24 protein-coding genes are annotated in these 25,513 nt (G+C 50.6%); 4 read left to right on the top strand and 20 right to left on the bottom strand.

Annotated elements, in window-relative coordinates:
- Nucleotides 1-30: 30 nt before the first annotated feature.
- The 3 genes from BQ6873_RS11905 to BQ6873_RS11895 all read right to left on the bottom strand — a co-directional run bounded on the left by BQ6873_RS11905 (nucleotide 31) and on the right by BQ6873_RS11895 (nucleotide 3,918).
- Nucleotides 31-810: a tetratricopeptide repeat protein gene (locus tag BQ6873_RS11905; RefSeq protein ID WP_231949327.1), complete on the bottom strand. Its 780-nt coding sequence runs from the start codon at nucleotides 808-810 to the stop codon at nucleotides 31-33.
- Entirely contained in the window at nucleotides 807-1,493 is a 687-nt protein-coding gene (locus BQ6873_RS11900; protein WP_076592839.1) for a Fe2+-dependent dioxygenase, read from the bottom strand. Before BQ6873_RS11900 ends, BQ6873_RS11905 begins: the two co-directional genes overlap by 4 nt.
- A gap of 169 nt (nucleotides 1,494-1,662) precedes the next feature.
- The gene (locus tag BQ6873_RS11895) at nucleotides 1,663-3,918 is read right to left on the bottom strand and encodes a TonB-dependent receptor (RefSeq protein WP_083664456.1); all 2,256 of its coding nucleotides are present in this window, start codon (nucleotides 3,916-3,918) and stop codon (nucleotides 1,663-1,665) included.
- Between the two features lie 498 nt (nucleotides 3,919-4,416).
- On the opposite strand from BQ6873_RS11895, the gene BQ6873_RS11890 reads away from it, so the two are divergent.
- From BQ6873_RS11890 to BQ6873_RS11875, 4 genes are all read left to right on the top strand, one after another.
- Nucleotides 4,417-6,519 (top strand): TonB-dependent receptor, encoded by a 2,103-nt coding sequence (locus BQ6873_RS11890; protein ID WP_076592838.1) that lies wholly within the window; start codon nucleotides 4,417-4,419, stop codon nucleotides 6,517-6,519.
- 55 nt (nucleotides 6,520-6,574) lie between these two features.
- Complete coding sequence (locus BQ6873_RS11885) at nucleotides 6,575-7,297, top strand: DUF4198 domain-containing protein (protein ID WP_076592837.1); 723 nt, start codon at nucleotides 6,575-6,577, stop codon at nucleotides 7,295-7,297.
- A gap of 7 nt (nucleotides 7,298-7,304) precedes the next feature.
- On the top strand, nucleotides 7,305-8,009 hold the full coding sequence (locus tag BQ6873_RS11880) for a PepSY-associated TM helix domain-containing protein (RefSeq protein WP_076592836.1): 705 nt from the start codon (nucleotides 7,305-7,307) through the stop codon (nucleotides 8,007-8,009).
- Between the two features lie 225 nt (nucleotides 8,010-8,234).
- Nucleotides 8,235-9,014, top strand: a complete 780-nt coding sequence (locus BQ6873_RS11875) for a slipin family protein (RefSeq protein WP_076592835.1) — start codon at nucleotides 8,235-8,237, stop codon at nucleotides 9,012-9,014.
- A gap of 63 nt (nucleotides 9,015-9,077) precedes the next feature.
- Here the strand turns inward: BQ6873_RS11875 and BQ6873_RS11870 are convergent, their stop codons facing one another.
- The 17 genes from BQ6873_RS11870 to BQ6873_RS11790 form a co-directional block, all read right to left on the bottom strand.
- Nucleotides 9,078-11,195 (bottom strand): TonB-dependent receptor family protein, encoded by a 2,118-nt coding sequence (locus BQ6873_RS11870; RefSeq protein WP_076592834.1) that lies wholly within the window; start codon nucleotides 11,193-11,195, stop codon nucleotides 9,078-9,080.
- Between the two features lie 204 nt (nucleotides 11,196-11,399).
- Nucleotides 11,400-12,209 carry a polyphosphate kinase 2 family protein gene (locus BQ6873_RS11865; RefSeq protein ID WP_076592833.1) on the bottom strand — a complete coding sequence of 270 codons (810 nt, stop codon included), beginning with the start codon at nucleotides 12,207-12,209 and terminating at the stop codon, nucleotides 11,400-11,402.
- Nucleotides 12,210-12,221: 12 nt separating this feature from the next.
- Entirely contained in the window at nucleotides 12,222-12,662 is a 441-nt protein-coding gene (locus BQ6873_RS11860) for a CoA-binding protein (protein ID WP_076592832.1), read from the bottom strand.
- 69 nt (nucleotides 12,663-12,731) lie between these two features.
- Nucleotides 12,732-13,154, bottom strand: coding sequence for a F0F1 ATP synthase subunit epsilon (locus tag BQ6873_RS11855; protein ID WP_076592831.1), 423 nt, complete (start codon nucleotides 13,152-13,154; stop codon nucleotides 12,732-12,734).
- A 97-nt stretch (nucleotides 13,155-13,251) separates the two neighbouring features.
- The gene (atpD, locus tag BQ6873_RS11850) at nucleotides 13,252-14,652 is read right to left on the bottom strand and encodes a F0F1 ATP synthase subunit beta (RefSeq protein WP_076592830.1); all 1,401 of its coding nucleotides are present in this window, start codon (nucleotides 14,650-14,652) and stop codon (nucleotides 13,252-13,254) included.
- A gap of 76 nt (nucleotides 14,653-14,728) precedes the next feature.
- Entirely contained in the window at nucleotides 14,729-15,598 is an 870-nt protein-coding gene (atpG, locus tag BQ6873_RS11845) for a F0F1 ATP synthase subunit gamma (protein WP_076592829.1), read from the bottom strand.
- A gap of 27 nt (nucleotides 15,599-15,625) precedes the next feature.
- The gene (gene atpA, locus BQ6873_RS11840) at nucleotides 15,626-17,161 is read right to left on the bottom strand and encodes a F0F1 ATP synthase subunit alpha (protein ID WP_076592828.1); all 1,536 of its coding nucleotides are present in this window, start codon (nucleotides 17,159-17,161) and stop codon (nucleotides 15,626-15,628) included.
- 52 nt (nucleotides 17,162-17,213) lie between these two features.
- Nucleotides 17,214-17,747, bottom strand: coding sequence for a F0F1 ATP synthase subunit delta (locus BQ6873_RS11835; protein WP_076592827.1), 534 nt, complete (start codon nucleotides 17,745-17,747; stop codon nucleotides 17,214-17,216).
- Nucleotides 17,748-17,749: 2 nt separating this feature from the next.
- Nucleotides 17,750-18,220 carry a F0F1 ATP synthase subunit B gene (locus BQ6873_RS11830; protein ID WP_076592826.1) on the bottom strand — a complete coding sequence of 157 codons (471 nt, stop codon included), beginning with the start codon at nucleotides 18,218-18,220 and terminating at the stop codon, nucleotides 17,750-17,752.
- A gap of 67 nt (nucleotides 18,221-18,287) precedes the next feature.
- Nucleotides 18,288-18,533: a F0F1 ATP synthase subunit C gene (atpE, locus tag BQ6873_RS11825; protein ID WP_011872763.1), complete on the bottom strand. Its 246-nt coding sequence runs from the start codon at nucleotides 18,531-18,533 to the stop codon at nucleotides 18,288-18,290.
- A gap of 74 nt (nucleotides 18,534-18,607) precedes the next feature.
- Nucleotides 18,608-19,429, bottom strand: a complete 822-nt coding sequence (gene atpB, locus BQ6873_RS11820; protein ID WP_076592825.1) for a F0F1 ATP synthase subunit A — start codon at nucleotides 19,427-19,429, stop codon at nucleotides 18,608-18,610.
- Nucleotide 19,430: 1 nt separating this feature from the next.
- Nucleotides 19,431-19,769 (bottom strand): ATP synthase subunit I, encoded by a 339-nt coding sequence (locus BQ6873_RS11815; protein ID WP_076592824.1) that lies wholly within the window; start codon nucleotides 19,767-19,769, stop codon nucleotides 19,431-19,433.
- Between the two features lie 340 nt (nucleotides 19,770-20,109).
- On the bottom strand, nucleotides 20,110-21,009 hold the full coding sequence (locus tag BQ6873_RS11810) for a ParB/RepB/Spo0J family partition protein (protein ID WP_076592823.1): 900 nt from the start codon (nucleotides 21,007-21,009) through the stop codon (nucleotides 20,110-20,112).
- 65 nt (nucleotides 21,010-21,074) lie between these two features.
- A complete protein-coding gene (locus tag BQ6873_RS11805; RefSeq protein WP_076592822.1) occupies nucleotides 21,075-21,845 on the bottom strand; it encodes a ParA family protein in 771 nt (256 codons plus the stop codon).
- A 130-nt stretch (nucleotides 21,846-21,975) separates the two neighbouring features.
- Nucleotides 21,976-22,638 (bottom strand): 16S rRNA (guanine(527)-N(7))-methyltransferase RsmG, encoded by a 663-nt coding sequence (gene rsmG, locus BQ6873_RS11800; protein WP_076592821.1) that lies wholly within the window; start codon nucleotides 22,636-22,638, stop codon nucleotides 21,976-21,978.
- Entirely contained in the window at nucleotides 22,635-24,572 is a 1,938-nt protein-coding gene (gene mnmG / locus BQ6873_RS11795; RefSeq protein ID WP_076592820.1) for a tRNA uridine-5-carboxymethylaminomethyl(34) synthesis enzyme MnmG, read from the bottom strand. The genes rsmG and mnmG overlap by 4 nt, the downstream gene beginning before the upstream one ends.
- Nucleotides 24,573-24,703: 131 nt before the next feature.
- Entirely contained in the window at nucleotides 24,704-25,465 is a 762-nt protein-coding gene (locus tag BQ6873_RS11790) for a sulfite exporter TauE/SafE family protein (protein ID WP_076592819.1), read from the bottom strand.
- Between the last annotated feature and the right edge of the window lie 48 nt (nucleotides 25,466-25,513).

Genomic DNA, 25,513 nt, shown 5'->3' with positions numbered 1-25,513 from the left:
CTATAGCTAATGAAACGGTATGCCCAATTTTTATCCCATCCTTAGCGTTACAAAATCCTTAGCCAATATTTTTTCTGCAAATGCGCGGAAACTCGGATGTGCGGATAAGAGTAAATCATTGCCGATTTTATTCATGAATGCGATCGTAGCCGTCGCTGGAATTTTTTCCAGCCAGCGCGTCGCTTCATCAATTCTGCCACGCTCCGCCAGCATGCAGGCATAACTGTACTGGCCTCGAAAATCTCCGGCCAAGGCGGAATCTCTATAGTAGTTAAAAGCAGTGCTGCGACTCGCCTCTACGACGATACCTTCTTCGTAGTAACGACCAACCAGATTCAATGACTTGGCATGTCCCATTCCCGCTGCTTTACGATACCAGTCTAGAGCTAGTTCCTGATTCAGCTCAACACCGCGACCGCGTGACAGCAAATTTGCGTAGTTGTACATGCCCCAATCCAATCCTGCTTCGGCTGCACTCCGGTACCAATGTGCAGCTGCTACGGGATCAATCTGCGTACCCCAACCATGTTCAAGACAGCGACCGCGCATATTCATCGCCATTGCTTGCTGCTGCTCTGATGCCGCAACGAAACAAGCGTATGCACGACTGGTATTTGGTGTGACACCGTTACCATCCAACAGCATTTGTCCCAGCAAGGCTTGCGCATTGCAATCATCCAGAGCTGCAGCTGCAGTCAACCACTCAACCAGCACTTCAGGCGCGCCGCTCAACAACTCCTGCCAATGTTCCACAGGCAAGGCATCAAGCTCCTCTTTCGTCATCGGCAAGGAATAGGCTGTCGTTTTCATGTGTTAGCCCATTGTCGTATCAGATTGTGATACACACCGATCAATGTACGGCGTGCAACTGGGTCTGCATCACTCGCATTCAATGTCTGGATTGCGTTATCCATATCAAATAGCAAAGCACGCTGTGCGTCATCTCGCACCAAGCTCTCTACCCAGAAGAAACATGCGGTTCTTACACCGCGTGTGATCGGTGTTACCTGATGCAAACTGGTTGCCGGATAGAGCACCAAATCGCCGGCAGCAAATTTTGCTCTATGCACACCGTAGGTATCTTGTATTTCCAGTTCACCACCGTCGTAATCATCCGGATCAGTGAGAAAAAGTGTGGCGGATAAATCCGTACGTACTTTGCGCCCACCCATGGGCGGGAAACGAATGCTGCCATCTATATGCGCACCGAAAGTCATGCCTTCGCTATAGCGATTGAACATCGGTGGGTACACTGCATTCGGCAAAGCACCACTAATGAAAAGTGAATGTCCTTCCACTGCTGCCAAGACGATTTTTTGACACTCATGCGCAACGCTAGAACGCTCATCAATCTGTTGATTGAGTTTGACCGGCGCACCTTGATAACCTGCCGTCACACGCCCGTCTACCCAAGCCGAACCGGCATTCGCCAATTTGTCATTGATGAGCTTGAGTTCTTGTTGGTCAAGCACGTCTGGAATATGGATAAGCATAAAAACCTTTCAGCCAAACCCATACTGATTTGATCAAACATCAGTATGGCGTAGCGCCACAGATACCCTAGTTTTGAAGTGTAAAGCAGCAGGATGACTGTGTTCAAAAAAGAAAATGCCGCCCGGTTTTACGCGAGCGGCCGTGATACTAAAGTGTTACTGCCAGTTCTTAGTACTTCACATTCAAAGCCAGTACTGCGGAACGTCCCGGAGCAATCGAAGCATAGTGCGACGAATAAGCCTGGTTGAAGTAAACCTTGTCCGTCAAGTTTTGTACGTTCAATTGCAGGGTGATATTTTTGTCGATTACATAGCTCGCCATTGCATCGAAGCGGGTGTAGCTAGGTACCCATTTGGTGTTGGCCGTATTGCCATAAACACGCGAAGTGTAGAACGCACCACCACCTATGGTCAGCTTAGGCATGACCGCGTAGGTCGTCCACAGGCTATAGCTGCTACGTGGCGTATTTGGGAACTGTTTGCCAGCCACTGCCAAGCCTGCTGCGTTACCACCACCATTGACGATTTCACTGTCCAGGAAAGTGTAGCCGCCGAAGACTTGCCAGTTTTTAGTCAGGTTACCTGCTACGCCGAGTTCTATACCATCAACCGTGTAGTCACCAGCAAGTTGTGTAGTGCCATCAGCAGCTGTTACACGAGCATTTACTTTCTGGGTACGGAAGATTGCAGCTGTCAGCAACACTTTCTTGTCGAGCACATCCCACTTGGTACCAAGTTCGTAGGTTTTGCTGCGCTCTGGATCCAGGCTTTGAATCGCGGTACTCAAAGCACCGTCCGCACCATCATTTGCGTTCAAGCCAACCGGGTTCGATGAAGTGCTATAGCTGGCGTAGATACTGCCATTCTCTGCAGGCTTGTACACGACACCAGCCTGATAGTTGAAGAAGCTGGATTTATTCCTCAGGTTAGTCGCATTCACTGCATTGATTGCAACACCAGTTGGGCTGTCAGCTGCAGCGACCGCTGGATAAGCGCCCTGCTCGGAGCTTGCACGATAATTATCGTAACGCACGCCTGCATTCACCGACCATTGCTTGCTAAGTTCCATGGTGTCAAATGCATATAGCGATATGGTCGTATTCACCGCATTGGCTGGTTTGTTTGCACGACCGATATAACCAGTCCATGGATCATATGGGTTCGGGCTATACAAACTAGTACAGTTATAGTTGTTTGCTGCACCACCTGAACCGACTGCGCAAGCAGTAGCTGCACCAGCTTTGGTATTTACCAGATAGCTGTCGCGTGTACCTTCTTCGCGCGACAATTCCAGCCCGGTCGAGAAACTATGCTTTACCGAACCTGTCAGGACCTCACCAAACAATTCACTTTGGTTTTGCAATGATTTTGCTTCGCTGACACGTGAGTTAATACGGCGCCACACCATACCATTGTAGATATTGCCTTTACTATCATCCGGCTGCGTCATGATGTAGTCATTGCTCGACTTGCTAAAACGCGTGGTGTTGCGGAAATGCAAGGTGGAGCTGATGTCATGATCAACACGTACGGTGAAGATATCGGCTTGTGTCTTCCTGAAATCCCGATTTGCCACGCCATAAAAATTATTGCGATTAACATTGACGGGTTGACCATCACCACGGCCTAGCGTCGGATTGTTATAAGGGATGCCGCTGTCCGGCAAGTCATCCGTTTGCATGTGGTAGTAGCTGAGATTGACGCGTGTCGGTGTATTCATACCAAAGGTCAGCGAAGGCGCGATGCCCCAACGGCTATTTGATACTGCATCACGACCAGCTACATCAGCATCGTGATACATAGCATTCAAACGGAATGCCATGGTGTCGCTAAGTACGAAGTTGCCGTCAGCGGTCACACGTTTGTAATTGTCGGTGCCCACTGCAACACTACCTGCACGCAGCTCTTCTTTCAAAGGCGCTTTGCTCACCAGATTCAGGCTGCCACCAACTGCACCACCACCACCGAAGGTTGAGCTCGAACCTCTAATCACTTCTACCGATTCCAGATTGAATACTTCACGGGACTGTGAACCCAGATCGCGCATGCCATCGACATAAGTGCTGCTTTGCGCGTCGAAACCACGGATAAACGGACGATCACCTGTTGGATTGCCACCTTCGCCTGCACCGAAGGTAATACCAGGAGTGGTACGCAATGCTTCTACCAGAGTAGCCGAACCAGTCTGGCTCATCACTTCAGAGGTAATCACGGTGATCGACTTTGGTGTATCCAAGATCGGCGCTGTGAATTTGGTAGAGGACGCCTTGTCGACTTTAAAGTCGCTGCCAGCAGCTTCGGTTACGTTAATTTCTGGCAGTACAGCAGCGTCGGTAGCCGACTGCGCATGCGCTTGCTGAACCAGCGCCTGACTTGAGAATGTCGCAAACAAAGTTGCTGCGATCTGGGTATACCTGCGATCCATAGTTTTCCATCCAGTGCGTAAATTTAATTTTCACAACGCGATTTGGCTGGCGGAAAGCTTGAAAGCTCATTGAGGCTGGCTGGCGAGTGCGGGAGTCGGCATCACTTATCTGACACCTTTGTTTTATGACGGTTTGTATTGCCGTTCATCATTCTTTTACATATCCATCATCTGTTCCAGATCAAAGATATGCCCTCAAACACAGGCGGGCTGTTTGTCTGAGGATTATTTCAATAAAGCGAATGATAATAATTCGCATTACATAGGTCAATGAAATGTGTCCAAAGAAATATTAACTGTTGCAAATGCTGGTTAAGAAACCGTTAAGAAAACATCTCGCCCTACCTTTAAATTGAAATGATAATAGTTCGTATTTATAATCTAGCCACATCGGTTGTATACAACTAACAAAAATCACTCCCCCCTCTTCCGATGCCCGCGCCTAAGAACATCGCGTCCACAAAAACTTCAAACACCTGTTTGTTCCAAAGGATAGTAATGAATCAACGCTTCACCCCATTGGCAGCGGCCTTGCTGGCTGCGTTTTCCGTTCCGCTCGCAATGCAATCGTCGGCTTTTGCGCAAACCGCGCAATCTGATACAACATTGCCAGCAGTGACAGTACAAGGTAGTAGCGAAACAAATTACAACGTGACGACTGCTACTAGCGCGACAAAGATAGACGCTCCATTGCGCGATATTCCGCAAACCATCAACGTAGTTCCACAAGAACTAATGCGCGACAAAGCCGTACGCTCAATGGAGGATGCCGTGAAATCCGTCCCTGGCATTGGCTTGTCGCACGGCGATGGTCAACGCGACCAGGTTACGATTCGCGGCTTCAGTGCGATTGGCGATCAGTTTGTTGATGGCGTACGCGACGATGCGCTGTATTTCCGCGACATGTCTAATGTCGAACAAGTAGAAGTTGTTAAAGGGCCCGCCTCTGTTTTATATGGCCGTGGCTCGTCCGGTGGCTTAATCAACCGCGTTACTAAAAAACCCGGCATGGACAAAAATGAAGCCATGTTGCAAGTCGGTAGCTGGAATCAGCACCGTGGCGAGTTTGACCTTGCTCGCAACTACGAAGAAAGCGGTGTCGCCTTTCGTATGACCGGCGCAGTAGAACGTGCAGATAGTTATCGCGATCAGCAATTCCTGGCGCGCGAAGCATTTGCGCCTTCACTTTTGCTCAAGCTCGGTGACAACACCAAACTCTTGCTGCAAGCGGAATATCTGCATGACAAGCGTGTAACTGACTTCGGCATTCCTTCCTATCAAGGCCTGCCTGTCAACGTTGCGCCAAGTACTTATTACGGCGCAGCCAATGGCAGAGATAACGATTATTCAGAAGCAAAAGTAAGCTCGGCGGGTTTCACACTGGATCACCGCTTCAACAATGAATGGTCGATACGCAACACCTTCCGTTACTACGAATACTCATTGAATCGTTACAACACCAACGTCACGGCGGTCAATGAAGCGACGCAAACAGCCACGCTCAGCCGCGGCAATGTTCAACGCGACGAAAGCGGCTATTTCAATCAGACCGAATTGATGCAAAAAGTTACGGTGGCCGGTATGCAGCATCAAATGTTGTATGGCATGGAAATTGGTCAGCAAAACAAGAATCAACGATTCTTGACGCAAAACAATATTGGAACGGTTAATCTCTTCAACCCGGTCAATCCAGTCGTTCCGTTCACCGTCACGGCACCAACGAGCACGACTGACAACAAAGGCATCCTGACCACAGCCAGCGTCTATGTACAAGACCTCGTCACGTTATCGGAAAAATGGAAAGCGCTGGCCGGCATCCGCTACGATTCATTCCGGCAAGAAACCAAGGATCATATTGGCACCAATAACTTGAATCGTACCGATACAGCATGGAGTCCACGCGTCGGTCTGGTGTATCAACCAAACACCACTCAGTCCTACTATGCATCGGTCAGCAAATCGTTCCAGCCATCTGCAGAAACCTTTGCACTGGCAGCGAACAATGCACAATTGGCTCCTGAAGAAACCACCAGCAAGGAAGTTGGTGCCAAATTTGATTTGTTTAATGGTAGAGCTTCGGCCACGGCATCCTTGTTCCGCTTGGAACGTAGCAACATTAAAATGACCAACGGCGTAACTGCCACTCTTATTCCAGTCGGCAAACAGCGTACCGATGGTATCGAGCTAACCTTTACCGGCGATCTGTCGGGTGGCTGGCAAATCTGGTCCGGCTACGCTTATCTGGATGCAACAGTCACCGACTCACCCAACATTGCCTTTCAAGGAAAGCGCGCCACTCTGACACCGGAGCACAGCGCCAATATCTGGTTAACCAAAGCATTGGGTAATGGCTTCAGTGCAGGTGGCGGTGTGAACTATGTAGGCAACCGTTTTGCCGATCCAAGCAATACCACCACTCTTCCGGGCTACACCACGATAGACGGCATGGTGGCTTACCGCATCAAAGGTTTCGACCTGCAGTTGAATGTAAACAATATCTTCGATCGTAAGTACATCGTTTCAGGCCATGGCACTTCTGCCTACCTCAACTTGCCGGGTGCACCACGCAATGTGCAATTAACCGCACGTTACGCATTCTGATAACAACATGCCCACCACCATCACGGTCGTGGGCAATTTTTTAGGCTAGCGAAAAATGAAAAACTTCATCAAACCTATTCTTGCCCTCGCATGTTGTGCATCGCTGTTGGCAAGCGGTGTAGCGCAAGCACATTATCTCTGGCTGGAATCCGGCAATAAAGGTGCTGCGCTCTATTACGGCGAAGTCGACGTTCAGCTAAGAGAGAAAAGCCCCGGCAAACTCGATAGAATTAGCGGTCTGCAAGCATTTGTAAATACTGGCGACCAAGTCAAACCTGTAGACGTCAATCGCACCGCAAACTATCTCGCGATTGCGAGCGGCAAATCGCCCAATGTATTGGTCTTGGAAGAATCGCTAGGTGTCGCGGATCTGACCAAACATAATTTGGGCATGGCCAAGTCGAACTATTACGCACGCTTGGGCCAACCATTAGCCTCCGGTGCAACATCACCGCTGGCTCTGGATATCAAACAAGGCAATACCGCGAATACCTTCATCTTGTTATATCGCGGCCAGCCACTAAAAAATGCAAAGCTGGAAGTTATTGCGCCAAATACCTGGATGCAAGAACACCACACCGATGCACAAGGCGCGGTGGAAATTAATACGCCTTGGCGCGGTCAATACGTTGTGCATGTATTGCACATCGACCGCACGGCTGGCGAATTCGCCGGTAAGCAATATGACAATCTGCGTAATCACCTGACCTATACTTTTGTGAAAGCCAAAGGTAGCAATGCTGGTCCGGTGCAGCCGCCTAAACATCCGATGGAGTAAGAAATAAATGAATGCCGACGGAACATTTCGCACACGCGAAGGCAAACCAGTTGATTTGTCTGCCGCGACTTCGCATGGCAAGCATGGTCGTCGGCGCAGCAAGCGCGCCATCTTCCTGACCTGGCTGCGCAAGATCCATTTGTACGTCGGCTTGTGGGGTGCGGTATTCGGTCTGTTGTTCGGGGCAACCGGGCTCATACTCAACCATCGCGCCATTCTGAAAATCCCGGTTGAGAAAACCGTAGTAACGACAGTGCAATTAACACTGCCGCACAGCTTCGCCAACCCGGAAGCCATGTCTAGTTGGCTACAAGAAGAATTGAAGTTTGCTCCAGTCGCGCCGCCAGTTTTGAAAATGCAGCCAGCCAAAACGGTCGTCTGGAGCGGTCATGATGTGCAGCAACCCGAGCGTTGGACAATAGCCTTGAACCGTCCTGAAGGCGGCTTATCAGCGGAATACTTTGTCGGCAATCACTACGTCAAACTGGATCAAATCGATGCCACGCCTATCGGCACATTGACGCGCCTGCACATGTCTATCGGCGTCAGCGCATTCTGGGTATTGCTGTCGGACACGATCGCCGGCAGTTTGATTTTGCTTTCTCTTACAGGCTTGTTGCTGTGGACGCAGCTACATACGATACGCACGATTGCTGTCCTGACCAGCGTCGGTGCCTTGTTCGCCGGCCTCTGGTTCATGTGGTCGATATAAGGCACACGGTTTTAGCAACATCTTGTCGCAAGCAGATCTGAAGTACTCATAGGCAATGTAATCCTCGCCTACCACATCTGCAAAAACACTCTGCATGCCAGACATGTCTTGATAGACATTCTGGCAAAAATGCCTACTATGAATGATAGGAATTGCTGAGTATTTGGTCTCGCGCAATTGCCACGCGCCATCACTACTTAGGCAATTGAAGAAAGGAGATTCATCATGTTCTCCGACCTACATTTGTTTCCACTTCTACTTGCCCTTGCGGTCGTTGTTTTCCTCTTCTCCGCCATCAATATTTTTCGAGAATATGAGCGCGGCGTCGTCTTTACCTTGGGACGTTTCTGGAAGGTAAAAGGCCCGGGGCTGGTCATCATCATTCCCTTGATTCAACAAGTGGTGCGCGTCGATTTGCGTACTGTCGTGCTGGAGGTGCCGACCCAGGATGTCATCTCGCGCGACAACGTGTCTGTGAAGGTCAGTGCAGTTGTGTACTTCCGCATCATTGATCCACAGAAGGCGATCATTCAGGTAGAGGATTACTTGAATGCAACGAGCCAGTTGGCACAAACCATGTTGCGCTCAGTATTGGGCAAACACACTTTGGACGATATGCTGGCTGAGCGTGAAAAACTGAATCAAGACATTAGAGAATCACTGGATGTGCAAACCGACTCATGGGGCATCAAGGTTGCCAACGTCGAGATCAAGCAAGTCGATCTGACTGAGTCCATGATCAGAGCCATCGCCAGACAGGCCGAAGCAGAACGCGAACGACGCGCCAAAGTCATACATGCTGAAGGCGAATTGCAGGCTTCAGAAAAATTATTCGAAGCAGCCAAAATTCTGGCGCAAGAACCACAGGCAATTCAACTACGCTATCTGGAAACCTTAACCGTTATCGGTGCAGATAAAAACACGACCATCGTTTTTCCTCTACCGATAGAGTTGGTTTCTTTCTTGAGCCGACTTAAACCGGCAGAACCGCCACGCGATACCTGACAATAAAAAGGCCGGTCAAAGTGACCGGCCTTTTGTTATACAAAGTGTGACGAACCAAACGTATTAGAAAGCCACGCGCGCTTGCACATAAATCATGCGAGGCGCGCCAACGAGCTTACCAAGATTGCCATCGGTGGTACGCGTAAAGTAACGTTCGTCAGTCAGATTATTAAGCCCGGCCAAAAGCTCCAAACCCTTCTTGTTTGGACTCTTCCAGTTGACTTGCGCATTCCATAGACGGAAGCCAGGGATAATGCCATTAGATCCGTCTGCGCTCTCAGCCACAGTGTTTTTATCATCAGCATACTGCTTGCTTTGATGTGTACTGGAGAGATTGAAACCCCACGGACCAGTTACATAACGCATGCCAACCGTATCGGTATTCCGTGAGTAGAAAGGAACGTCGTTACCAGCGGTCAGACCTGACTCTTGTTTTGCGCGCGTGTAGGTGTAATTCGCATAAGCATTAAAGCCCGCCAATGGACCCGCCTTATCGAAGGTATAGTCAATCGCCGTTTCTATACCTTTGTGCTCCGTTTTCCCCAAGTTGTAATAAGCGAGAGTGGCACCACTACCAACTGATTGAATCTGATTGTCGAAGCGAATATTAAACGCCGTAATCTCTGCAGAAAAATTCTTGCTCTTCCAGCGAGCGCCCGCCTCTATCGTCTTCGCCAATTCTGGCTGCAAGGGATTTGCTGGTGTCATCGTATTCAATTGCGTGTTTTGCACAACACCGAACGATGTCCCGTAATTAGCAAACAACGTGACGTCCTGTGTGAGCAGATACGCAACATTCAACGATGGCAAAGGCTTGTTATTCTTGACCTCAAAGTCTCCACCGGTAGAGCGATCATGACGCAGCGAGTTGATATGTTCAAAGCGCAGACCTGGCGTAATACGCCATGCACCGAAGGCAATCTTGTCATCGATATATACCGCATGTGCATCGGTAGAATTATCAAAGGTTGTCTGCGCGCCGTAGGCACCGGTTGTAATTGATTCGCTATAGACATTGTCATCACCACGTTCACGGATATAGCGATAACCAACAGTGACATCATTCGTTGTATTGCCAAAGTTAAAGCGTTGCGTGTAACGCGGCTCTATACCCAAGGTTTGATAGCTGCGTGGTTGATGCTGAATGGTGATGGCACCGCTAGTTTTATTCACCGTATACAAAGTACTTTGACGATTGCTCTCATTGTAATAAGTGCGTATCTCGAATTCCTGCGTATCGGATATGGTGTTGATGTAACCCACGTCGAAGGCTTTACGATCACCACTCCAGAAATCCGTCGGACGCGTGTTCTGGAAAGGGTTCGCATTGTATTGCGCCACCGTCAAACCACCAGGCGTTCTCGACATGACATCGTAGTAGGAAAACTTACCGTAAATTTCTGAAGTAGGACTCAGCTCGTAACGGAATTTCAGCGCAAGATCATTCACCTTCTCATCGCTGCGCACGCGCCAATCGCTACCGCTCATGCCGGAGTACAACAAGGCAAAACCCAAACCGTTATCCAACTGCTTACCAGCAAACGCGCTGTACTGCGTATTGCTGCCGCCTTTGCTGTAATCGTTTTGACGTATCGTGACGTCACCCACTGCTTCCGCTGTAGTTGGAATCGCGCGCGTCTTGAAGTTGATAATGCCACCTACGTTCTGCGGCCCATAACGCACTGCGCCACCGCCACGTACTACGTCTATCGATTCAATATTATTCAGACTGACTGGCGCGAACGATAGTTGCGGTTGGCCATAAGGCGCATTCGCCATAGGAATGCCATCGAGCAAAATGGTGGAGCGCGGCGAGTAACGCCCGGCTAAACCACGGATGCCAATGTTGAGTGAGATTGCACTACCTGCGCTGCCGGAGTTGTCGCTGACTTGCACGCCAGGGATACGACGCATCACATCACTAATGTTGGAGGCGCCGGAATTTTCTATCTCTTCTTTTTTAACTACGGTACGTGCGCCTGCATAGCGTTTCACACTGTTTTCCAAACCGGTTCCGAGTAAATCACTGCTGACTTGAATCGCATCCAGCATAGTTGTATCGCTGGCCGGCTGCGCTTGTTGCGCGTAGATAGGCATGGCCATCACTGCGAGCGCAACGGCTGCTGCACATTTCAAACGAGCGGGAATAAGAGGATTACTACGGCGGGTAATGCGGGCCATTTCTGGTTTCTCCGGGTGCTAAGGTCTATGTTTGCGCTGGCTAGTCCGCAGAGACACTGGTCGAAGCAGGAGTACAAATGGCTGGCAATGTTCAGGCAGGGCTGAACAGATCAAATGATATTGATTCTCATTTTCAAGGTCAATGAGAATACTGACGTAGCGACGAGATAGGTACTTTATGTACCTGATTCTGTCGCTTTTTCGTCAAACAACTTTCAACTTTGCAAACTCTGGATTGCCCGGAGGAAAAGCTGGTTTCAACTTCTGCAGCTTATCCAGCACGATGGTGCTGATCGCCAGATTGCGGTGTGTTTTTGAATCGGCTGGAATGATGTGCCACGGCGCGTAGTCGCTATCAGTCTCATTGATCGCAGCTTCATACAAACGCTGGTAATCGGGCCAGAATTTCCGCTCGGCTAAATCGTTGGGATCGAATTTCCAGTGCTTGTTCGGATCGGCAATGCGCTCTTCCAAACGTTTCTTTTGTTCGTCGCTGGAGATGTGTAAAAAGAATTTGAGGATGACGGTGCCGGTTTCACTCAGCATGCGTTCGAAGTCGCGGATATGCGCGTAACGTCGTTTGCATTCCTTGTCGTCTATCCAGTCATGCACACGTGTGATCAAGACGTCTTCGTAATGACTGCGATTGAAGATCGTGAACTCGCCCTGCCCTGGTACTTGCTGATGTACACGCCACAGGAAATCGTGCGCCTTTTCTTCCGCAGTCGGTCCTTTGAAAGCAACGCTGCTAACACCCAGCGGATCAATCTTGCCGAAAACACCGCGCACCGTGCCATCCTTGCCTGAGGTATCCATGCCTTGCAAGACGATCAGGATTTTGTACTTGCGCTCGGCATAGAGAATCTCCTGCAGATCGGCAATCTGTTGCGCCTGCTGCTCGACCAGCAATTTGTCCTGCGCCTTGTCGCCGCTGGAAAGCGGCTTTTGCGCAGCATCAGCATCGACTATTTTCAGCTTCTTATCTGCTCGGAACAATTGCTGGACGTTGGCCATGTTTATCTCCGGTTAGCTTGCTCTGCGCCATATTGCGTGGTCGATTTTGGTACAACGATCTGCCACTACATCGAGGCCTGCAGCACGTGCCTTGTCGGTCGCGGCTTCATTGATGACGCCTATTTGCAACCACACACCTCGGGCGCGGATCGCAATTGCTTCATCTACTATCGGTCCGACCAATTCTGATTTGCGAAAAATGTCGACCAGATCGATTCTGGTCTGTTGTTCGGCCAATGCGGCCGCTGCCTGCGTCAAGGTTGCGTAGCAATGCTCACCGAGTATGTGAGTGCCTGCACTCGCAGGATTAACCGGAATAATACGATAGCCGTGGCGCTGCAGATAATCAGCGACTTCATGGCTAGGACGGTTTGGCTTGGGCGACAAGCCAACCACCGCGATCACGCGGGACTCGGCCAGTAATTTGGTAATGACTTGTGGATTCTGGTTCATGATTTTTCTTTTTCCAAAAAACAAAAAGGGCAGCCTAAGCTGCCCTTTATTGTATGCGGGATTTGCAGATTAACGTTTTTGACGCAATCTTTGTATCGCCGCCAACTGTGCAATCGCGCTGGCCAATTCAGCCTGTGCTTGTGCGTAGTCGATTTTCGATTCTTTATTGACCAGTGCTTCTTCGGCCAATCGTTTAGCTTCCGCTGCCTTGGCTTCATCCAGATCGCCACCACGGATCGCGGTGTCGGCCAAAACCGTCACTGCATGCGGCTGCACTTCCAGAATGCCGCCTGCGACGAAGACAAATTCATCTTCAGCCTGGCCTGCAATCTTGATGCGTACCGCACCTGGTCGGATGCGTGTGATCAAAGGCGTATGTCCCGGCAAAATCCCGAGCTCGCCCGACTCACCCGGCAGCGCGACAAATTCTGCCTCGCCGGAGAAGATTTCTTCTTCGGCGGAAACCACGTCTACGCGCATTGTGTGTGCCATGTTAAACCTTATTCATTCGTCCAAAGATCGATACAAGGACCGATACGAACTTGCAGCTTACGCACTGTGATTAAACAGTGCGTAAGCTGCTCAACGATTAGTTGAGTTTTTTCGCTTTTTCGATTGCTTCTTCGATGGTACCTACCATGTAGAACGCTTGTTCTGGCAGGTGATCGAGTTCGCCCGATGCGATCATTTTGAAGCCCTTGATCGTATCTTTCAGCGAAACGTATTTACCTGGTGCGCCGGTAAATACTTCAGCAACGTGGAACGGCTGCGACAGGAAACGTTGCATCTTACGAGCACGTGCGACCAGCAGTTTGTCTTCTGGTGCCAACTCGTCCATACCCAGAATCGCGATAATGTCGCGCAATTCTTTGTAGCGTTGCAAAGTACCTTGAACAGCGCGTGCTGTGTCGTAGTGATCTTGACCAACGACCAGTGGATCCAATTGACGCGATGTCGAATCGAGTGGATCAACCGCTGGGTAAATACCAAGCGATGCGATGTCACGCGACAGAACAACGGTGGAATCCAAGTGAGCAAACGTAGTTGCTGGCGATGGATCGGTCAAATCATCCGCTGGAACGTAGACGGCTTGGATCGATGTGATCGAACCAGTTTTGGTCGATGTAATACGCTCTTGCAGACGGCCCATTTCTTCAGCCAGTGTAGGTTGATAACCCACAGCGGAAGGCATACGACCCAGCAACGCGGATACTTCGGTACCAGCCAATGTGAAGCGATAGATGTTATCGACGAAGAACAACACGTCTTTACCTTCGTCACGGAACGCTTCAGCCATGGTCAAACCGGTCAACGCAACGCGCAGACGGTTACCTGGTGGTTCATTCATTTGACCGTAGACCATCGCTACTTTGGAGTTCTCTGGGTTTTCCAGATCAACCACTTTCGCATCAGCCATCTCGTGGTAGAAGTCATTACCTTCACGAGTACGTTCACCAACACCAGCAAACACGGACAAGCCGCTGTGTGCTTTAGCGATGTTGTTAATCAGTTCCATCATGTTCACGGTTTTACCAACACCCGCGCCACCGAACAGACCGACTTTACCGCCTTTTGCAAACGGGCAAACCAAGTCAATAACCTTGATACCTGTTTCCAACAAGTCCTGCGATGGCGACAATTCGTCGTACGCTGGAGCTTTGCGGTGAATCGATGCTGTACGCTCGTGGCTCACAGGACCGCATTCGTCGATAGGGTTACCCAACACGTCCATGATGCGGCCGAGTGTTGCTTTGCCGACTGGTACGGTGATTGGATTGCCGGTGTTTTGAATGATCATGCCGCGACGCAAACCGTCGGATGTACCGAGCGCAATGGTACGAACAATACCGTCACCCAACTGTTGCTGCACTTCCAGCGTCAGTTCGGAGCCTGCCATCTTCAAGGCATCGTAAATCTTAGGCATCGCATTGCGGGGAAATTCAACGTCCACCACCGCGCCGATACACTGAACGATTTTGCCATCAGCCATTTTCGTTCCTTCAATATATAAAATTTAAAATCTGGTTGTTGAGGACAGCGTATTACTACGCCGTCCCGCAATCGAATTAAACCGCAGCCGCTCCGGCAACGATCTCGGAAAGTTCTTTCGTAATCGCTGCTTGACGCGTCTTGTTATAGACCAGCTTCAATTCGCTAATCACGCTACCTGCGTTGTCGCTTGCCGATTTCATCGCCACCATACGCGCCGATTGCTCGGACGCGAGGTTTTCAGCAACAGCTTGGAAAATCAGCGCTTCAACGTAACGCACCAACAATTCATCGATCACGGTTTGCGCGTCAGGTTCGTAGATGTAGTCCCATGCCAGCGAACCTTCATCTGCCTTCAACCTGTCAGTCGCCAATGGCAGCAATTGCTCCATCATTGGCTCTTGCTTCATCGTGTTGATGAACTTGGTGTAGACAACGTATACCGCGTCCAACTTGCCGTCTTGATACGCATCGAGCATCACCTTGACTGGACCAATCAACTTGTCCAGATGCGGGGTGTCACCGATTTGTACCGCATGCGACACGACACGCGCGCCGATACGATTCAAGAAGCCCAAACCTTTGTTACCGATAGCAACCGCTTCGACTTTCTTGCCTTCTGCTTCCAGTTCACGCAACTTGGTCGTCACGATGCGCAAGGAGTTTGTGTTCATACCGCCGCACAAGCCCTTGTCAGTCGTCACGATAATGAAGCCGACTGTCTTCGATGCATCAGACTTCACCAGAAACGGATGCGTATATTCCGGATTGGCTTGCGACAGATTCGCAGCGATATTGCGAATCTTGTCGCTGTAAGGACGTGCCGCATGCATCCGGTCTTGCGCTTTACGCATTTTGGATGCAGCGACCATTTCCATCGCCTTGGTGATCTTCTTCGTATTTTCTACGCTCTTGATCTTGCCACGTATCTCTTTGCCTGAAGCCATGAGTTGTTACTCCTTATAGCCCCAGAATCAGAACGATTTTTTGAAATCAGCAATCGCAGCAGCCAATACAGCTTCGTCGTCTTTCTCGAGCTTCTTGGTGTCTTCGATTTTTTGCAGCAATGCTGCGTGGCTGGACTTCATGAAACCGTGCAGACCTGCTTCGAATGCGAGTACACGTTTAACTTCGAGGTCATCGAAGTAACCTTTGTTGACCGCGAACAGCGAAACCGCCATCAACGAAGTCGACAATGGTGCGTACTGAGCCTGTTTCAACAATTCTGTCACGCGAGCACCGCGGTCCAGTTGTTTGCGAGTCGAAGCATCGAGGTCGGAAGCGAACTGCGCAAACGCGGCCAATTCACGGTATTGCGCCAAATCGGTACGGATACCGCCGGACAAGCCCTTGATGACTTTAGTTTGAGCAGCACCACCAACGCGAGACACCGAGATACCAGCGTTAATCGCAGGACGTACACCCGAGTTGAACAAGGATGTTTCCAAGAAGATCTGACCGTCGGTAATCGAAATTACGTTGGTTGGAACGAATGCAGAAACGTCACCTGCTTGCGTTTCGATGATAGGCAATGCTGTCAACGAACCGGTTTTGCCTTTAACTGCGCCTTTGGTGAACGCTTCGACGTAGTCGGCGTTAACACGTGCTGCGCGTTCGAGCAAACGGCTGTGGAGATAGAACACGTCGCCAGGGAACGCTTCGCGGCCTGGTGGACGGCGCAACAGCAAGGACACTTGACGGTACGCAACAGCTTGTTTCGACAAATCGTCATACACGATCAGCGCATCTTCACCGCGGTCGCGGAAGTATTCGCCCATTGCGCAACCGGAGTATGCCGAAACGAACTGCATAGCAGCCGATTCAGATGCGGTAGCAGCAACAACGATGGTGTATTCCATCGCGCCGTGTTGCTCCAGCGAGCGAACGATGTTTTTGACCGACGATGCTTTTTGACCGATAGCAACGTAGATACACGTTACGCCTTGGCCTTTTTGGTTGATGATCGCATCGATCGCAACAGCTGTTTTACCAGTTTGACGATCGCCAATGATCAATTCACGTTGACCGCGACCGATAGGTACCATCGCGTCAATAGCCTTGATACCGGTTTGCATCGGTTGATCAACGGATTGACGTGCGATAACGCCTGGAGCGATTTTTTCGATAGGTGTCGTCAACTTGGTGTTGATTGGACCTTTGCCATCGATAGGTTGACCCAATGCATTGACCACACGGCCACACAGTTCAGGACCAACTGGCACTTCCAAAATGCGACCAGTACATTTAACTGTATCGCCTTCGGAGATGTGTTCGTATTCACCCAAGATAACGGCACCGACGGAGTCACGCTCCAAGTTCAGCGCGAGGCCGAACGTGTTGCCTGGAAACTCCAGCATCTCGCCTTGCATAACGTCAGACAGACCGTGGATGCGGCAGATACCGTCGGACACGGAAATGACCGTGCCTTGATTGCGAATCTCAGCTGTGTCGCCGAGCCCTTGAATCCGGCTCTTGATCAGTTCGCTGATTTCAGACGGGTTGAGTTGCATATAAACTCCTAAAATTTTTCTCTGTAGCTTAGGCTAGGGGCCCGGGCGACGATCACGCAGTCAACGCAACTTGCATCTGTTGCAGTTTCGCGCGCACCGAGGTGTCGAGCACTTCATCACCGACAACGACGCGCACACCACCAATCAGTGCGCTATCTACGGCGACTGTCGGGTTGAGCTTGCGGCCGAATTTCTTTTCCAGCGTTGCGACCAGCTCGGTCAACTGCGCTGACGACAGTTCAAACGCGCTGACGATTTCTGCGTCAGCAGCGCCTTCTTGCGCATTTTTCAATGCGTGGAACTGCGTCGCGATTTCCGGCAACAGCGTCAAGCGGTCGTTTTGCACCAGCATGTTGATGAAGTTTTTCGCTTCAGCGCCAACCGGCGATTTGAGCGCCGAGATGAACGTGCTGCTGATCAAGTCTTCCGAAACTTTAGGGTTGTGCGCCAATGCATACACATCGGGATTCGCAGCAACCTGTGCCATTTCGGAAACCAACTCAGACCAGCTGTTCAAATCAGCGGCTTTCGCCACACGGAACAGAGCTTCGGCGTAAGGACGGGCAATCGTTGCGAGTTCGGCCATGATTACAGCTCGGCTTTCAGTTGGTTCAACAGATCAGCGTGGACAGCAGCATTGACTTCGCGTTTCAGAATTTGCTCAGCGCCTTTAACTGCAAGGGTAGCAACTTGGTCACGCAATGCTTCGCGGACTTGAGTTACTTGCTGATCAGCATCTGCTTTTGCTGTTGCCAAAATACGCGCAGCTTCTTCAGCAGCGGTTTTCTTGGCTTCTTCAATAATGCTCAGTCCGCGCTTCTCAGCATCGCTGATACGCTTTTGACCTGCTTCTTGCGCTGATGTCAGTTCTGCCTGGGCGCGCTTTTCAGCGGCTGCCAGATCAGACTTGCCACGTTCGGCTGCTGCCAAACCATCCGCGATCTTCTTGGCGCGCTCATCGAGCGCATTCATCAGTGGCGGCCACACGAATTTCATCGTGAAGCCTGCCAGGATGAAGAAGACCACGAACTGCGCAATCAAAGTTGCATTTAAGTTCATGGTAATTCCTTCTCTAAGTATCGTGTGCTGAAAATATCTTCAGCGTGAGAACCGGTACGTGACCGAATTACTTAGCGATGAACGGGTTTGCGAATGCGAACAACATAGCGATACCAACACCAATCAGGAACGCAGCATCGATCAGACCAGCCAACAGGAACATTTTGGTTTGCAATGTGTTCATCAATTCTGGTTGACGAGCAGAAGCCTCAAGGTATTTGCCACCCATGATAGCGATACCGATACAAGCACCGATCGCGCCCAGACCAATAATCAAACCACAAGCCAGTGCAACAAATGAGAGGTCAGTCATAACAATTCCTTCAAAGTTAAAGTTAAATCAAAAAGTTAAATCAAAAAACCAAAAAGCTTAATTACTTACATCCATCAATGCGCTTCATGTGCCTGGCCGATATACACCAGAGTCAGCATCATGAAAATGAACGCCTGCAAGAAGACGATCAGGATGTGGAAGATAGCCCACATCGTGCCTGCCACTACATGACCGAAGAAACCGAACGCAGTCGCGGTCGAACCCAGCAATGCAATCAACAGGAACAACAATTCGCCGGCATACATGTTGCCGAACAACCGCATCGCCAGGGATACTGTTTTCGCTGCGAATTCGATCATGTTCAACAACAGGTTGAACGGTGCAAGCCAGATACCAAACGGAGCAGCGAACAGTTCATGAATGAAGCCGCCTGCGCCTTTGATTTTGAAGTTGTAATAGATCATCAGCGCGAATACGCCGAGTGCGATACCCATGGTGCCGTTCAAATCGGCAGTAGGAACAACGCGGTGATGCGAGATCAAGCTATCCCAGCCTACTGCGTGGAAAAATGCGGAGAACATGTCGACCGGCAAGAAATCCAGCGAGTTCATCAAGGCAACCCAGACGAATACTGTCAATGCCAATGGAGCGATGAAGGAACGATCGCCATGTACGATGGACTTGGCTTGGTTGTCGACCATTTCAACAACCATTTCAACCGCGGCCTGGAAACGACCAGGCACGCCGGATGTTGCCTTGCGTGCTGCGAGATACATGAAGAGACAACCGATAACACCGGCAAAGATAGACCAGAATACGGTATCTATATTGATGATCGAGAAATCGACAATCTTGTCTTGGTGCTTGGTAGAAAAATGCCCCAGATGGTGGACGATATACTCGGAAGCCGTCGGTGCTGCGTGATCAGTCGCCATGTCAGTGCCTAAATAATAAGATTATGTAACTTTTCAGCGCCACGATGAACGCGGCGACTAGCGCCAGCAAATTCAAATCGCGGTACAACCAAACGACCGCGCCTAACAATGCGATCGTCAATGCAATCTTGATAAATTCTCCGATGAAAAAAGTCATCGGATTAACGGACTCGGATTTTTGCGCAGCGGAAAATAAACGTAGCGCAAACAGAGCATTCGGCACCACGCAGCACAACCCACCCAACAACGCTGAATACAGCGCCGGCATTCCGGCAATCAAACCGGCAATGATGCTGGCAATTACCGTTGTCGCGAGTTGCAGGAGGACGACGGGCAGCATACTGGTCCAAATGGTGCAGTCCTTTGGCGACCCTCTTGGTCGAGCTACTCGGACTGGAGTGAATACAAACTAAGTCGTGCTTCTATGAAGCCACGGGATTATAAGGGCTTTCCTTCACCACCGTCAAACGTTTGCTATGTGAAAACTACGTAGGCGCGTTGCAAATTGCGCCTTGCGGAAGGAATTATTGCGCTGTGGCTATACCAACATGGAAATTCGATGTTTAACAAACATTTAACATCATGTTGCACCAAAACAACGCGCGCTAGCTAACGGAACAAACAGGATCTACTAGCTATTCGCGCATTATTGGTGGGAAGTAATTTAACTAAATGACAACTCAGGCTGTAACGCGTAATTTGGCAATAATGCCGTCCAGCGCATCAAGGTCGGCAAAATCGACCACCAGTTGACCTTTGTTCTTCGCGCCCAGTTTGATTTCGACCTGACTTGCCAGCAAATCCGACAGCTCTTCTTCCAAACGGGTAATGTCGCGCGATTTTTCCTTGCCGTTGGCACGTGGCTTATTGCCTGCAGCTTGTTCCAATGTAGAACGCACCACCAATTTCTCGGCTTCACGTACCGACATGCGTTTGGCGACGACTTGATTTGCCAAGTTAATTTGCGTGGCGGCATCAACCGCCAGCAAAGCACGCGCGTGACCCATATCAATATCGCCGGCCATCAGCATGGTTTGCACCGGCTTCGCCAGGTTCAGCAAACGCAGCAGGTTGGATACCGCGCTACGTGAGCGTCCAACGGCATGCGCCGCTTGCTCGTGCGTAAAATTGAAATCAGCGATCAGGCGATGTATGCCTTGCGCTTCTTCCAATGGATTCAAATCTTCGCGCTGTATGTTTTCAATCAGCGCCATCGCGGCGGCGGCTTCGTCATCAACTTCTTTAACGAGTACCGGCACTTCAGTCAGACCAGCCAGTTGTGCTGCGCGGAAGCGGCGTTCACCGGCAATAATTTCGTAACGATCACGGCCGTTATGCGAAGCGATCGGGCGCACCAGAATTGCCTGCAGCAAACCTTGCGCCTTGATCGATGCGGCGAGCTCATTCAATGCGCCTTCATCCATGCGCGTACGCGGCTGATATTTACCAGCTTGCATGTCGGTGACTTGCAGCGTCGATGGAGCACCAGGCAAAGCAGCAATCGCTTCATTGAAGTCCGAAGCACCACCTAACAATGCTTCCAGACCGCGCCCCAAACCTTTTTGTTTTTTCGTGACCATAATTCCTGACTCACATCTTTTGATTAATGAGGATGGCGCAACAGGCGCTCTCTTCCTCGTTATATTTAAATCGTCTTGATCCGTTCAACCATCTCGGCACCGAAGGTCAGATACGCTTGCGCACCTTTCGATGATGGATCGAAATTGATACCCGGCATGCCATACGATGGCGCCTCTGCCAAACGCACATTACGCGGGATGATGGTTTTAAATACCTTGTCGCCGAAATGCTGTTCCAGCTGCGAAGATACCTGCTGCGATAACGTCATGCGTGGATCAAACATCACGCGCAGCAAACCGATGATCTTCAAGTCGGTATTCAACTTGGCGTGGACTTTCTTGATCGTGTTGACCAGATCGGACAAACCTTCGAGCGCATAGTATTCACACTGCATAGGAATGATGACACCATGCGCTGCGCACAAACCGTTCAAGGTCAGCATGGACAATGCAGGTGGGCAATCGATCAGCATGAAATCGTATTCTGCATCGACCACTGCGAGCGCATCTTTCAAGCGCTTTTCGCGATTGTCCAACTCGACCATTTCCACTTCTGCACCAGCCAGTTCGCGATTGGCCGGCAACACATCGAACTTGCCCGTTTCTGAAGTCACACGCGCTGTCACTACATCAGCCATGCCGAGCAAGACTTCGTAGATCGATGACTTCAATTCCGACTTGTTGATGCCCGCACCCATCGTGGCATTACCTTGCGGATCCAGATCCACCAGCAAGACGCGTTGATTTAATTGTGCAAGTGCTGCTGCCAGGTTGACGGCTGTGGTGGTTTTACCGACTCCACCTTTTTGATTGGCGACGCAAAATATTTTTGCCATATTCTCGTTTTGGTTAGTGGTCTATCAATCTCAAAGCCAATCAGAAAAACTTCTGCTGTTTTGAAAATGAAGCTGGCAGAAATTCTTATTACTAAGCGCTACTGCCTACGATGCAACAAGCATTCCTGCTTTATGACGCAACTCTTGTAATGAACACCAAATGACGCTCGGCTTGCAGCGTCGGCACGTGCAAGACACGCACTTCCCTCACCTGCCATCCTGCAGGCAGACGCGCTACTTCGGTATCAGGCGCGACACCTTTGAGCGCGATGAACTCACCACCGTCCGCCAGCAAATGTTCTGACCAGGTAATGAAGTCGGATAGCTCGGCAAATGCACGCGAGGTAATCACATCGAATTTCTGCGGTGCCTGCCATTGCTCGACACGCGCAGTATGCACACTAACATTGCTTAAGCTCAACTCGGCTTTTACCTGCGTCAGGAAAGCCGTTTTTTTATGCACGGTATCGATCATCGAGATGCGCATCTCAGGCTGCGCTTCCGCCGCCCAGATTGCCAACACGATACCAGGCAAGCCACCGCCTGCGCCGACATCCAATACATACTTCGCATTGGTAAATGCAGATACAGCCGCCAATGAGTCCAGCAAATGTTGCGTGACCATCTGCACCGGATCGCGCACGGCGGTCAGGTTGTAAACCGAATTCCATTTCGCCATCAAGGCCAGATAGTCGATCAGCTTGGTGATCTGCGCTTCGCTCAAGTTCAACGATAAATCACGCGCACCCTGAACGAGTAATACGGTTAATGCGGGACGATCAAATGCCTTCATGCAGCAGCTTCAGTGTTAGGTGGTAATACAGCGAATTCCTTGAAACCGCCTTTTTTCAGATGTACCAGCATCAATGAAATAGCAGCTGGTGTAACGCCGGAAATACGCGATGCTTGGCCCAGAGTTTCCGGACGTTGCTTGGTCAACTTTTGACGCACTTCGATCGACAAGCCTTTGACGGCCATGTAATCAAACTCGGCTGGCAACTTCAAATTCTCGTAATAATCGTGGCGCTCGACTTCTTTGGCTTGTCTATCGATGTAGCCGGCGTACTTCAACTGGATCTCGACTTGCTCGCGCACAGCCTCTTCCGCTACACCTGGACCGCCCAGATCCTGGCCATCCATGCCCTTCAGGGTCATCAGGGTTTCGTAGTTAACGTTCGGGCGGCGCAGCAAGTCAGCGAGCGCATACTCACGCTCTATGCCTTTACCTAAAACACGTTCAGCTTCAGCTTCAGCCAAAATGCGAGGGCTAACCCAAGTCGAACGCAGGCGTTCCAGCTCGCGTGCAACGGCTTCGCGCTTGGTTTCAAACATCGCCCATTGCGCATCGCCGACGCAACCCAGCTGACGGCCGATTTCGGTCAGACGCATATCGGCATTGTCTTCGCGCAAGCTCAAACGATATTCAGCACGGCTGGTAAACATGCGGTACGGTTCCAGCACACCCTTGGTAATCAGGTCGTCGACCAACACGCCGAGATAAGCTTCGTCGCGGCGAGGTGTCCATGCATCGCGATCTTGCGTCTGCAAGGCGGCATTGATACCCGCCAACATGCCTTGTGCTGCCGCTTCCTCGTAACCGGTGGTGCCATTGATCTGGCCTGCAAAGAACAGGCCCTGGATAACCTTGGTTTCCAGTGATGACTTCAAGCCACGCGGATCGAAGTAGTCGTATTCAATCGCATAACCGGGACGCAAGATATGCGCATGTTCCAACCCGCGCATAGACTGCACCAATGCGAGTTGCACGTCGAAAGGCAAGCTGGTGGAGATGCCATTTGGATAATATTCGTTAGTCGTCAAGCCTTCTGGCTCAAGGAAGATCTGATGGGACTCCTTGCCGGCAAAACGATGTATCTTGTCTTCGATCGATGGGCAATAACGTGGGCCCACGCCTTCAATCACGCCGGTGTACATCGGACTGCGATCCAGACCACCGCGGATCAGATCGTGGGTTTTTTCATTGGTGTGTGTAATCCAGCAAGGCATTTGCTTCGGATGCATCGCGACCGAACCCATCACCGAAAATACCGGAATCGGATCCAGATCGCCCGGCTGTTCCTGCATCACGGAGAAGTCGATAGAACGACCGTCGATCCGTGGCGGCGTACCGGTTTTCAAGCGGCCTTGCGGTAGCTTCAATTCTTTCAGACGTGCCGACAGTGAAATCGCTGGCGGATCACCGGCTCTACCAGCAGAATAATTATTCATGCCGATATGGATCTTGCCATCGAGGAAGGTACCTGCAGTCAACACTACTGCCCGCGCGCGGAACTGAATCCCGGCTTGCGTCACAGCACCCACCACGCGATCGCCTTCTACCAGCAGATCATCGACTGCCTGCTGGAACAGCCACAGATTCGGTTGATTCTCCAGACGGGAACGGATGGCTTGCTTGTACAGAATACGATCGGCTTGCGCGCGTGTAGCCCGGACGGCTGGACCTTTCGACGAATTCAAGATACGGAATTGTATGCCGGCCTCATCAGTGGCAATTGCCATTGCACCGCCCATGGCATCGACTTCCTTGACCAAGTGCCCTTTGCCTATGCCACCGATGGATGGATTGCAGGACATTTGCCCCAGCGTTTCAATATTGTGCGAAAGCAAAAGGGTCGATTGCCCCATGCGAGCAGACGCCAGGGCGGCCTCCGTCCCGGCATGGCCGCCGCCGACTACGATGACATCAAATTTGGTAGGAAAGATCATGGGTGCGCCTCGATGAGACGTTAAGCAGAGGCGAGATTATAAAGTCTTTTTGCTTTAATTTCCCCGGAACCGAAATTTAGCGGCAAATTAAGCCACGTTTTGTTTCACGTGAAACAAAAGCTTGCCAGAGATTAAGCAAGGAATGCGTCGTAGGCCGTCTTCAAAATCAGCGCTGACACTACCACCAGGAATATCTTGCGAACAAATCCGCTGCCATGGCGTATCGCCAGACGGATACCGATCAAGGAACCCAGCACATTACACACCGCCATGATGGCAGCCAGCTTCCACAACAACTCCGCGCTATAGCCGAACCAGAGTATGGCGGCAATATTGCAGGCGACATTGACGACCTTGGCCACCGCCGATGCGCCAAGGAAGTCGAACCCGAAGAATCGAACAAACAGGAAAACCAGGAAGCTACCAGTACCAGGCCCAAAGAATCCATCATAAAAGCCGATGCCGGCACCAACCAGAATCGCGATTACCTTCTCTTTCCCGCCTATATGCAAGGGGGCGTGGATACTGCCGAAATCTTTCTTTTTATAGGTGTAGATGGCAACTGCAACCAGAATGAAAGGTAGCAGCTTGCGCATGAACTCGGATGGAATCTGCGTAACCGTAAAGGCGCCGATGAAGGCAAAGGCAAAAGCAGCCATCGCAGCAGGTGCTGCAGTACTCCACTGCAGCTTTACTCTACGGGCAAAACCGATAGCTGCAGCGCTGGTACCGCAGACACTGGCCAGCTTATTGGTACCCAGCAAAGTCCCCATCGAGGCCGTCGGGAAGGTAGAAAACAAAGCTGGAATCAGGATCAAGCCACCGCCACCGACTACCGCATCTATCATCCCGGCCAAAAATGCGGCCGCAGCCAGAAATACGTAATCAGTCATGCTTCATCCAGTTATCCATAAACACCTGCTCATCTACATTTTGGCAGG

Source organism: Herminiimonas arsenitoxidans (genome assembly GCF_900130075.1).
In the GTDB taxonomy this organism is placed as follows: Bacteria; Pseudomonadota; Gammaproteobacteria; order Burkholderiales; family Burkholderiaceae_D; genus Oxalicibacterium; species Oxalicibacterium arsenitoxidans.
This window is presented reverse-complemented; position numbering and strand designations above follow the sequence as displayed.

Coding starts and splice junctions, on each gene's coding strand:
- BQ6873_RS11905 (WP_231949327.1), bottom strand. CDS start 810: ATGAAAACGACAGCCTATTCCTTGCCGATGACGAAAGAGGAGCTTGAT.
- BQ6873_RS11900 (WP_076592839.1), bottom strand. CDS start 1,493: ATGCTTATCCATATTCCAGACGTGCTTGACCAACAAGAACTCAAGCTC.
- BQ6873_RS11895 (WP_083664456.1), bottom strand. CDS start 3,918: ATGGATCGCAGGTATACCCAGATCGCAGCAACTTTGTTTGCGACATTC.
- BQ6873_RS11890 (WP_076592838.1), top strand. CDS start 4,417: ATGAATCAACGCTTCACCCCATTGGCAGCGGCCTTGCTGGCTGCGTTT.
- BQ6873_RS11885 (WP_076592837.1), top strand. CDS start 6,575: ATGAAAAACTTCATCAAACCTATTCTTGCCCTCGCATGTTGTGCATCG.
- BQ6873_RS11880 (WP_076592836.1), top strand. CDS start 7,305: ATGAATGCCGACGGAACATTTCGCACACGCGAAGGCAAACCAGTTGAT.
- BQ6873_RS11875 (WP_076592835.1), top strand. CDS start 8,235: ATGTTCTCCGACCTACATTTGTTTCCACTTCTACTTGCCCTTGCGGTC.
- BQ6873_RS11870 (WP_076592834.1), bottom strand. CDS start 11,195: ATGGCCCGCATTACCCGCCGTAGTAATCCTCTTATTCCCGCTCGTTTG.
- BQ6873_RS11865 (WP_076592833.1), bottom strand. CDS start 12,209: ATGGCCAACGTCCAGCAATTGTTCCGAGCAGATAAGAAGCTGAAAATA.
- BQ6873_RS11860 (WP_076592832.1), bottom strand. CDS start 12,662: ATGAACCAGAATCCACAAGTCATTACCAAATTACTGGCCGAGTCCCGC.
- BQ6873_RS11855 (WP_076592831.1), bottom strand. CDS start 13,154: ATGGCACACACAATGCGCGTAGACGTGGTTTCCGCCGAAGAAGAAATC.
- atpD (WP_076592830.1), bottom strand. CDS start 14,652: ATGGCTGATGGCAAAATCGTTCAGTGTATCGGCGCGGTGGTGGACGTT.
- atpG (WP_076592829.1), bottom strand. CDS start 15,598: ATGGCTTCAGGCAAAGAGATACGTGGCAAGATCAAGAGCGTAGAAAAT.
- atpA (WP_076592828.1), bottom strand. CDS start 17,161: ATGCAACTCAACCCGTCTGAAATCAGCGAACTGATCAAGAGCCGGATT.
- BQ6873_RS11835 (WP_076592827.1), bottom strand. CDS start 17,747: ATGGCCGAACTCGCAACGATTGCCCGTCCTTACGCCGAAGCTCTGTTC.
- BQ6873_RS11830 (WP_076592826.1), bottom strand. CDS start 18,220: ATGAACTTAAATGCAACTTTGATTGCGCAGTTCGTGGTCTTCTTCATC.
- atpE (WP_011872763.1), bottom strand. CDS start 18,533: ATGACTGACCTCTCATTTGTTGCACTGGCTTGTGGTTTGATTATTGGT.
- atpB (WP_076592825.1), bottom strand. CDS start 19,429: ATGGCGACTGATCACGCAGCACCGACGGCTTCCGAGTATATCGTCCAC.
- BQ6873_RS11815 (WP_076592824.1), bottom strand. CDS start 19,769: ATGCTGCCCGTCGTCCTCCTGCAACTCGCGACAACGGTAATTGCCAGC.
- BQ6873_RS11810 (WP_076592823.1), bottom strand. CDS start 21,009: ATGGTCACGAAAAAACAAAAAGGTTTGGGGCGCGGTCTGGAAGCATTG.
- BQ6873_RS11805 (WP_076592822.1), bottom strand. CDS start 21,845: ATGGCAAAAATATTTTGCGTCGCCAATCAAAAAGGTGGAGTCGGTAAA.
- rsmG (WP_076592821.1), bottom strand. CDS start 22,638: ATGAAGGCATTTGATCGTCCCGCATTAACCGTATTACTCGTTCAGGGT.
- mnmG (WP_076592820.1), bottom strand. CDS start 24,572: ATGATCTTTCCTACCAAATTTGATGTCATCGTAGTCGGCGGCGGCCAT.
- BQ6873_RS11790 (WP_076592819.1), bottom strand. CDS start 25,465: ATGACTGATTACGTATTTCTGGCTGCGGCCGCATTTTTGGCCGGGATG.